The sequence below is a fragment of the Pirellulales bacterium genome (assembly GCA_035546535.1).
In the GTDB taxonomy this organism is placed as follows: Bacteria; Planctomycetota; Planctomycetia; order Pirellulales; family JACPPG01; genus JACPPG01.
This window is the reverse complement of the sequence record DASZWQ010000158.1, coordinates 1-9,138: the sequence shown is the minus strand read 5'-3', so window position 1 is coordinate 9,138 and position 9,138 is coordinate 1. Positions and strand designations below refer to the sequence as shown.

Annotated in this window: 7 protein-coding genes; 2 read left to right on the top strand and 5 right to left on the bottom strand. The window is 63.7% G+C overall.

The features are described from left to right. On the bottom strand, positions 1–2,639 hold a 2,639-nt coding region (gyrA, locus tag VHD36_19250; GenBank protein ID HVU89474.1), incomplete at its 3' end, for a DNA gyrase subunit A. Positions 2,640–3,186: 547 nt separating this feature from the next. Between gyrA and VHD36_19245 the strand changes: the two genes are divergently transcribed. Beyond that, on the top strand, positions 3,187–3,558 hold the full coding sequence (locus VHD36_19245; GenBank protein ID HVU89473.1) for a hypothetical protein: 372 nt from the start codon (positions 3,187–3,189) through the stop codon (positions 3,556–3,558). A gap of 339 nt (positions 3,559–3,897) precedes the next feature. Next, positions 3,898–5,190: a hypothetical protein gene (locus tag VHD36_19240; GenBank protein HVU89472.1), complete on the top strand. Its 1,293-nt coding sequence runs from the start codon at positions 3,898–3,900 to the stop codon at positions 5,188–5,190. Between the two features lie 27 nt (positions 5,191–5,217). On the opposite strand, the gene VHD36_19235 is transcribed toward VHD36_19240, so the two are convergent. The 4 genes from VHD36_19235 to VHD36_19220 all read right to left on the bottom strand — a co-directional run bounded on the left by VHD36_19235 (position 5,218) and on the right by VHD36_19220 (position 8,640). Next, entirely contained in the window at positions 5,218–6,045 is an 828-nt protein-coding gene (locus tag VHD36_19235) for a hypothetical protein (protein ID HVU89471.1), read from the bottom strand. Positions 6,046–6,340: 295 nt separating this feature from the next. Further along, positions 6,341–6,556: a CDGSH iron-sulfur domain-containing protein gene (locus VHD36_19230; protein HVU89470.1), complete on the bottom strand. Its 216-nt coding sequence runs from the start codon at positions 6,554–6,556 to the stop codon at positions 6,341–6,343. 18 nt (positions 6,557–6,574) lie between these two features. Beyond that, the gene (locus VHD36_19225; protein HVU89469.1) at positions 6,575–8,053 is read right to left on the bottom strand and encodes a hypothetical protein; all 1,479 of its coding nucleotides are present in this window, start codon (positions 8,051–8,053) and stop codon (positions 6,575–6,577) included. Positions 8,054–8,076: 23 nt separating this feature from the next. Next, a complete protein-coding gene (locus VHD36_19220; GenBank protein ID HVU89468.1) occupies positions 8,077–8,640 on the bottom strand; it encodes a sigma-70 family RNA polymerase sigma factor in 564 nt (187 codons plus the stop codon). Positions 8,641–9,138 lie beyond the last annotated feature (498 nt).

Sequence of the window (9,138 nt, the reverse complement as noted above, 5' to 3'; positions counted from 1 at the left end):
CCGGCGGCCTCGGGGCCACTGGCTTCGGGGCCAGACTCGCCCTCGTCCCCACCCTCCTCGCGGGGCACGCGTACGACGGCCGCTAGCGTGTCGCCTTCGTCGAGGCTCATGATCCGCACGCCCTGCGTGTTGCGGCCGATTACGCTGACGTCGCCGGCCACGATGCGCTGGATCTTGCCGCGGGCTGTCATCATCAGCACTTCGTCATCACCGCTAACGCTGATGACGCCGACCACGGGCCCGTTGCGGTCCGTGGTCTTGATATCGCGAAGGCCTTTGCCGCCGCGGCGCTGGGTACGGTAGCGGTGCGATGAGCTGCCCCCCTCGGCCTCCTCGCCTTCGGCCGGTTCCGGAGCTTCGTGCTCGTGCTCATGTGCGCTATCGTCCGCCGCGCTATCCTCGCCCGCAGCGCCCTCGTCCGCCGAGGCCCCTGAGGATGGGCTGTTGGGGCCGAACGGCGTTCGTTTGCCGTAGCCATTTTCGCAAGCTGTGAGCAATGTGGCCTCGGGATCGGCGACGACCATGCCGACCAGCTCATCACCTTCGGAAAGGTTGATCCCTTTTACGCCGCTGGTGTTGCGGCCCATGGGGCGCGCATCGGCCTCGTTGAAGCGGATGGCCATGCCTTGCTTGGTCGAGACGACCACTTCATCGCCTTTGCGCGTGACGACAACGTCGACCAGCTCGTCATCTTCGCGCAGCTTGATGGCGATGATGCCACCCTTGAGTGGGCGGCTGTATTGCACGAGCGGCGTTTTTTTCACCAGGCCGCCGCGCGTGGCCATCATCAGGTAATGGTCGGGCTGCGAGAAATCGCGCACGGCGCGGCAATCGGCGATCTTTTCGCCTTCGGCGAAGTTCAGCAGGTTGACGACCGCGCGGCCGCGGCTTTCGCGCGACAACTGCGGCAGGCCGTACACCTTTTGCCAGTAAACCTTGCCGCGGTTCGTAAAGAACAGCAGGTAGTCGTGGGTGCTGGCCGCGAAGAGGTGGCGGATGGGATCCTCTTCCTCGGTCTTGGCCCCCTTCATCCCCTTGCCGCCGCGGCGCTGAGCGCGGTAGGTGCTGGCCGGGGTGCGCTTGATGTAGCCCTGGTGGCTGATCGTGACCACCATGTTCTCTTCGGCGATCAGGTCTTCGAGGTCGATGTTGCCGACCTCTTCGCCGCTGATCTCGGTGCGCCGCTCGTCGGCGTGCTTGCGTTTCACTTCCTGCAGGTCTTCGCGAATGATGTCGCGAATGTTCTTCTCGTCCGACAGGATGCGCAGGTATTCGGCGATCTCTTCCAGCAGGTGCTGGTACTCGCCGCCGAGCTTTTCCTGTTCCAGATTGACCAACTGGCCGAGCGTCATTTTGAGGATCGCGTCGGCCTGCACGGCGGTGAGCGTGTAGCTCTCGCGATCGCCGCGCTCGGACGTGAACGAGGCAAAGCCCGCGTCGCCCAATGCACGGCGCATGAGCGCGGCCGGGCATTCGATGCCCATCAAGCGGGCCTTGGCCTCGGCCTGGGTGCTCGACGTGCGAATGACGCGGATCACTTCGTCGATGTTGGCATGCGCGAGCAACAATCCCTCGACCGTGTGCTTACGCTGCCGCGCCTTGGCCAGCAAGAACTGCGTGCGACGGCGAATGACGTGCGCCCGGTGGCGGATGAACTCTTCGATCAGCTCCTTGATCGACAGCGTGCGCGGCTTGCCGTCGACCAGGGCCAGTGAAATCAGCGAGATCGTGTCCTGCAGCGGCGAGAACTGATAAAGCTGATTCAGCACTACGTCGGGGTCGGCGTCGCGCTTGATTTCCAGGATCAAGCGAACCGGTTCTTTCAGATCGCTTTCGTTGCGGATCGCCGAAATGCCGGGGATTTTGTCTTCGTTCACCAGCTCCGCGATGCGTTCCTCGATGCGGTCGCGCGTCTGCTGGAACGGAATCTCGGTGACGACGATGCGGAATCGCCCCTTGTTGTGCTCTTCGATGCGGGCCCGGGCGCGGACGATGATCGTGCCGCGGCCGGTGTGATAGCCCTGGCGAATGCCGGCCCGGCCGCAAATGATGCCGCCGGTGGGGAAATCGGGGCCGGGGATGATTTCCATCAGCTCGTCGACCGATACGTCCGGGTCGTCGATGATCTTGATCGCCGCGGCGCACACCTCGCCCAGGTTGTGCGGCGGAATCGAGGTGGCCATGCCGACGGCGATGCCGTTCGAACCATTGACGAGCAAATTCGGGAATTTTGAGGGCAGCACCGTGGGCTCGGTGCGGCGCTCGTCGTAGGTGGGCACGTAATCGACGGTGTCGAGCTTCAGGTCCTCGAGCATCAGGGCCGCGATCGGCGACATCCGCGCTTCGGTATATCGCATGGCCGCCGGCGGCAGACCCGCGATCGAACCGAAGTTCCCCTGCTTGTCGATCAGCACGTGGCGCATGTTCCACTCCTGGGCCATGCGCACCAGAGTGGGATAGATGACGCTTTCGCCGTGCGGGTGATAGTTACCGCTGGTATCGCCCGAGATCTTGGCGCACTTCACGCGGCTGGCGCCGGGCGTGAGATTCAGGTCGTTCATGGCGACCAAAATGCGCCGCTGCGAGGGCTTCAGCCCATCGCGCACGTCGGGCAAGGCGCGACTGACGATCACGCTCATGGCGTACGTCAGGTAGCTGTCCTTGAGCTCGTCCTCGATCGGCAGGTCGAGCAGACGGCCGGCATTGATATCTTCTGCGGAAAGCCCTTCTTCAGGGGCTGTGGACTCTTCGTCAGCGTCGTCCGGATTCTCGGGATTGTCGGCCAAAACTTAGGTCCTTTCGGCAACCGTGCCGCGGAAAAATCGCCTATGAAACACCCTTCCGTTGGGCCTTCGGCGAGCAGAAATCTACGACAGCCCAGCAGTACGAAAGTATACCGTTTTTGAGGGGGTTTCACAATTGGCCGGGCCGGCGAACGGGTCGTCGTAACTACCCTTGGCGCGTGGGCTTGGGACGTCACGTTACGGAGGTCTTGATAAGGCCTCGCGGCACGATCGCCGTGGTCGGCCTTTCGACTGTTTGGCGTGATAGTGGAGAGGCTCCCGAGCAGCCTGACGAACCGCGCGTTCCGCGCACGGCGCCTGGTGATTCTTTGGCCACCGGTGGCGACAGAATCACCGCCAGCGTGGCCTTAAGTACGCTTCCGTCGCGGCCGATCAAACGGACATGCGCGCTGCACGGTTCCCGTTGCGATTCGGACTGCGGACACTGCTTGCCGCCATGGCGCTCATGGCTGTTGCGCTCGGTCGGGACGCGCGGCTGATCCGCGAGCGCGATCGACTGGTTCAGTCTGTTGACTTCTTGCGCACTTTCGAGCCTACGCCCGGCTGCAAGAGTGAGCGGCGCCTTCCCTGGCATTGGAAATACCTTGGCGCGCGGGCGATCGAGTACATGGCCATTCGACTACCGGCGGAAGAATACACTCTTGCTGACGTGCAACGGTTGCAAGCGGTTTATCCCGAGCTGGAAGTAACCCTGCTGCCGGTAGCTTCGGACGCCATTCTGGCCGATGCGCAGGGTTCGCTCTTGAGCAGGTAAAGCTAGTCGCCCCGCACCAGTCGAAGGGGCTTCGGTCGTACTGGAACCGGGTAGTCGCTCGCGCGCAAATCAACCTCATACTCTCCGCGCAGGGGCGAGACCATTCGCTGCCGAACGATCGTGCAATTGATCGTGGCGAATCCTTGAGCGCGCGGGATCAAACTTTCGTCGGCACCTTGGCGCGGCAGCCACGGAATCGTTACTTAGTGCGAATACCCCAAAACATCGATTGCGTTTTGGCATGTCCGTTGCATTGCACGTGAAGCGGTCACAGCATGAATGACGGCGTGCTCGTCGCGATTTTCCAAGCGCGCTGGCATAATGCAGGGAGCGGGGCACATGTCGGAAACAGGGAAAGAGAGTGGTGGGCAGCGCCTTGCGCCGCTGCTTCGCGTGCCACAGGTCGCGCCTGCCAAGGGCGCGCAAAAGCACTTGGTGCCACCCATCGGTCTGCCGCGGGTGTTGCAAAAAACTGTATCGTTTTACGACACTTGTGCGGCACTTTTGCCCGGCTGGCTTTCGTCGCTCTTGGTTCATCTCGGCCTGGCCATCCTGTTGGGCGTGCTGGTGGTGAAGGTCCCGGCAAGTCCTGGCCCGTCGCTCTTGAGCTTCGAAGTCGGCGGAGGGTCGGGCCAAGGCGAAACCACAACCGGCCTGGAACTGAATCGCACCTTGGCCGAACGCGGTGACGCGAGCGCGACCGAAATTCAAGTGGCGTCACCACCCCAACCAGCGGACGAGATCGATGCGAAACTTTCGATCGAGGTCATAGAGCTGGCAATACCTGAGAAGCACACCGATGGCCGACTGGCCGAGTCAGCGCTGCACTCGACACAAGAAATCCTGGGCGGAGCGCGGTGGGGACGTGGTGGCGGCGACGGCGAAGGAATCGGGGGCGAGGGCTTCGGTACCGGCCACGGAACCGCGCCCACAAAGACGCAAGTTTTCGGCGTGGCCGAAGAGGCGCGCTCGTTCGTCTACGTCTTCGACCATTCCGACAGCATGATCTCGACCCTTTCCTACACCTCGGAAGGGAAGACCGTGTTTTCGATCACGCCTCTCGAAGCGGCCAAGGCCGAGTTGCTGCGCAGTCTGGACGATCTGGGGGCGAATCAGGGCTTTCAAATCGTCTTCTACAACCACGGCTTCAATGTATTCGAAGACCAAGGGCCGTCGACGCACTTGCTTCGTGGAACGCCCGAGAACAAGAAGCGGGCGGCCTCATTCGTGATGAGCACCTACGGCGAAGGGAGCACGAATCACATGCCGGCGCTGGAAGCGGCGCTGTATTTCCGGCCCGAGGCGATCTTTCTGTTGACCGATGGCGAGGCCAAAGACGATCCCTCGCAGGCTGACCTGGCGTTCATTCGGAACATGAATCGCGGGCGCACGAAGATCAACGTCATCCATTTCAGCCTCGTACCGCGCATCGGCGGGACGCTGGCGCAATTGGCCGAAGAGAATCGCGGCCGCCATTTGTCATTCAACCTGTCGCGTTTGGGGCCCGGCATGCAAAAGGCTGCCGCGCGCGAGCGAAAGAATTCCGCGGGCAATGTCGACGAGGAAAATGTCGGCGAAGGCAATGCTCACGGGGAAAACGCCATGACCGACCCACGACTGCGCGCGCCGTGACCGCTCGTCGGATGGGAATTCGCCCTCTTACGACGGGGCGCAGGCGAACTGGCTGAGCGCCTCGAGCGCGCGCAGCACGTCGTCGCGCGGGACGTCGGCCCAGGCTGAAACCTTGTGCCGCAGGATCGCGAGCTTGAAGTTCTCGAACGCTTCTGCCAAATCAGGAGGCAGCTCGGGCAGGTTCTCGAACGGTCGCGCGGAGGGCGCGGCGTGCTCGGCGGGATAGCCCGCCGCGTCGGCATCGAAAGGCACGCCCTCGGCCGCGGCGTCGTACGTCTCGTCGCCGAAGTCGGGGCCTTCGTTGTAATTGGGGCCGGTCGTCGCGCCGGGGGCCGAGGCCGAACCGTCGCGATCCGCCGGGTCGACGATTTGCGCCACCTCGTGCCGGACGTCGGAAAAATCCTCGTCCATCTCGGCCGTGATGACGTCCGAGTCGCGCGGCCGTAGATCATCGGGCGCGCCCATCGCCAGCCAGCGCGACGAGCGCATCTGCGACACGGACCAGCCGTTTTGCACGGCGCCCTCGAGCCACATCTCCGCGTCGTTCCATTCGAGCGCCGCCTGGAAATGACTCCAAAACAGGCCTTCGTAGCTGGCGCGGGCGTCGCCGAAGCGCTCGAAGACGCGCCGCAGCCGGCCCACGTGCTGCCCGCTGACGTTGCCCACGCGGCGGCTCCAGGCCTCGTCCGAATATTGCGTCGCGCTGGCTTGCGAAGCCACAAGCGCGGTTCGCCACTCGTGGATGATGCGTCCTTTTTCCCAATTGGTCGAACTGACCAACCGGTCCCATTGCTTGACGAACGCGACCGAGGTTTCGTCTTCCAGGGTGCTGGCCAATCCCAGTGGCTCGTCCATCGGGCCGGGCTTCCTTTCCAGAGTTGCGGCAGTGCCGAGAGAGAGGGTGACGGGCGCTTGCGCGAGCGCCGCGAAGCATCGTTTATACCGCGCGTCGCGCGAGCGTCCACTCGGCCGCGCAACCGGAGAATTCGCGCAACTCCCGCTGCTGCCGCGCCGCCCGGAAAACCGGCGGGCAGAGGCCTGTTAGCGCCCGTCGGAACACGCGAAATCGAACGGGGAAAACGTGTCGATTATTCGGCCGCTGGCCGCTCGGAAACCGCAGACCGCGGCCAAGCCTCGGCCCGCAAACGCGTTACGGCCGTGAAGCCAGGTTGTCAGCCTGGAAATGGCATTGCTTGTGCGCGCCGTCGCAAAAGGGCTTGTTCGCCGATTGACCGCAGCGGCACAGAGCCACGTTCGGTTTCTCGGATGAAATGGTGAAGGCATTTCCCTCGTGATCGACGATCGTGACCGGGCCTTCCACGACAAGCGGCCCGTTGACGCGGCAGCGGATGCGAACTTCGGACATGGCTTCTCCTGCGGGCAATCAGGGCGTGACGGGCGATGAATCTTTCGCGCCCCCGGGCTCGTCGGGCGCCACCTGCAAAATGATCAACGCCCGCGCCATCGGCGAGGACTGGAGTTGCGTTGATTCGGGCGCGCCTTGTCCGTCGGCGTCACGGGTAGCGGGGGCTTGCTGGCGCGCCGCTTGGCGCCGTAGCTGCCGCGACTGGCTTGCCTGCTGAATCGATAGCTTGGACTGCTCGGGCGCGGGAGAATTCTGCGCGGCGTCTTGCCCGCCACCCTGCGCATCCTGCTTGCCCGCGGCCCGGATTGAGTAGGCGGCAGCACCCCGCGCCGCGCTGTCTGAATCGACCTGCAGGTTCTGCGCTTCGGCAGGAGACAGTTGTACGGCGGCGCCTTGTTGTTGCCTCCGTTGCAGTTGTAGTTGCTGCTGTTGCGGCAGCCGCGTCATTTGCGCGCGGGCGCGCCCTTCGGCCTCGATCAACGGCGCCTCGTGAGTCAGCGACTCGTCCTTGCCTGCGAAGAGCTGCGAGGACAAGTTCTCAATTGCTCGATCCCCCGCCGGCGCGTCGACACGCTGGAAGCGAACGTTGCGGAACGCCCGGTTCGATTGCAGCGCATCGATGGTGGTTTGCAGTTGTGCCCGATCGGCAAGAACGTAGACCGCTTCGGCAAGCTCGGCGTGCAAGTCGCTTTGTTCCGGCTTCCGGCTGTTGTCGGTGGTCTGTCCCTGGGTTGGCACGGATTGCTTGGCGCGCTCGAAGGTCTGTTCCTTTTCGCTTGGAGCTGCTTCCCAGGCAATCTGGTTCGTGGCCAGCAGACCGCGGAGCGCTACCTCGGCTTCGGCCCGGGTCGTTACGTCGCAGTGCACGACGACCAACTGATCATTCGCCTCGTTGAACAGAGCGGCCGAGTCGAGGGCTTCTTTCTCATCAACACTGTCGCGCGCGATGCCGAAAGTCGGCTCTTCGGCAGCCATGGGCGCCGCAGCAGGGGCGGGCGCGCTTCGCGGGTGCGCGGCGACTTGCGGAAGATCCTCGTTCGCGCGGTGCGCGAGAGCCGGGGCCGCAGGCGTCGCGTTTAGTTCGCCCCCCGCGGGCGCTTGGGCCGGCGCGACTGCGACCTTCTGTTGCTCGCCTGGCGACAGAACCATAAGCAACAGGCCTGCCGCTATGGCCGCGGCCGACCAGGCAAGCGGCCGCCGCCAACGTTGCCAGGAGATTCGCGCCGCAGGATGACCAACTGTTGCGCGCGGTGAAGGAGCCGTCGCCGGCTGCAGCATTTCGCGCTCAGCACGGCGCAGCACGCCATCGGCGAAACCCGGCTCGAGCGGCTGTCGTTTCAAGCCTTGCAAGCTCGCGCGCAGGGATGTCAGTTCTTCGAGTAATTGGCGACTCTCGGGCTGGGTGGCCAGCAAGTTCTCGGCGCGCAGCAGCTCCTCGCCCGACAGCTCACCGTCGAGATAGGCGCTGATCAGTTCGTCGTCAGGCACGTCGCTCATGACTCTGGGGGCAGAGGCGGCAATTAATCTTTTTCCAGTTCCAAAACTTCGCGCAGCAGCTCGCGCATTTGCGTTCGCGCGCGGTGCAGCCGGCTGCGCACCGTGCCGATGGGCAAATCGAGGACTTTGGCGATCATCTCGTAGTCGCAACCATCGATTTCGCGCATGACCAGCACCGTGCGGTATTCTTCGGCAAGCGCTTGCAGCGCCGCTTGCACGTGCGAGGCGGTTTCTTGCTGCTCGAGCCGCGCACCGGGCCTTGCACCGCGGTCAGCCAGGGATTGTTGCGCGGCGCCGTCGAGCGAGTGCAGGTTGACGGTCCGGCGCCGGCGGCCGGCCGCGACATTAAAAGCAATACGGTACAGCCACGTGTAAAAGGCGCTCGTGCGCCGGAAGGTTTCGAGCTTCAAAAAGGCCTGCACCAGCGCGTCCTGCACCACATCGCGCGCGTCGTCGATCGAGCCCGAGATGTGCGTCATGGCGTGGAACAGCCGGTCCTGGTAGCGGGCGGCGAGTTGGCCAAAGGCGTCAGGGCGACCGGCCAAGGCTTCGTCGATCAGGCAGTCGTCATCCTGCTCGGGAGCCACGATTAAGATGCCCTGTAGGCGTCAAAAGTTCCCAGGGGGGGCCGATCGCCGGCTGGCTGAGGTCCCCCAGCGGCTTCGGCCTGCTCGGTAACAAGCGTTGCACCGATTTTGCCATCATCCCGCGATGGATTGGCGAAGTCAAACCACAGGTCAGGGCGGGCGGGAGAACTTGCAGATTCGGAAAACGTGCAGCGTGGCTTCTGTAGCCAGCCTCACCGAGGCCAGGACAGTAGAGTGCGTTCTCGCGCACCAGGAGCAAACTCTCGTGCCGCGGTGCGCACAGGGCACCCGACCGGCGTCCGGGGCGCAGGCCCCGCTTACCGAACAGGCCACACGCGCGGCTGTTGATTCGTCCCCGGCCTAGCAGCCTGTTGAAGAACTCAACGGGCTGCGACATCGCAGGGATGCGATGGCAAAATATCGACGTAAGTCGTTATTTTGCGAGCCGTGCGAAGCTTTGCTTCGCACTTGGCGAGGTTGAAAAAAGCCACGAGGGCT

Coding starts and splice junctions, on each gene's coding strand:
- VHD36_19245 (HVU89473.1), top strand. CDS start 3,187: ATGCGCGCTGCACGGTTCCCGTTGCGATTCGGACTGCGGACACTGCTT.
- VHD36_19240 (HVU89472.1), top strand. CDS start 3,898: ATGTCGGAAACAGGGAAAGAGAGTGGTGGGCAGCGCCTTGCGCCGCTG.
- VHD36_19235 (HVU89471.1), bottom strand. CDS start 6,045: ATGGACGAGCCACTGGGATTGGCCAGCACCCTGGAAGACGAAACCTCG.
- VHD36_19230 (HVU89470.1), bottom strand. CDS start 6,556: ATGTCCGAAGTTCGCATCCGCTGCCGCGTCAACGGGCCGCTTGTCGTG.
- VHD36_19225 (HVU89469.1), bottom strand. CDS start 8,053: ATGAGCGACGTGCCTGACGACGAACTGATCAGCGCCTATCTCGACGGT.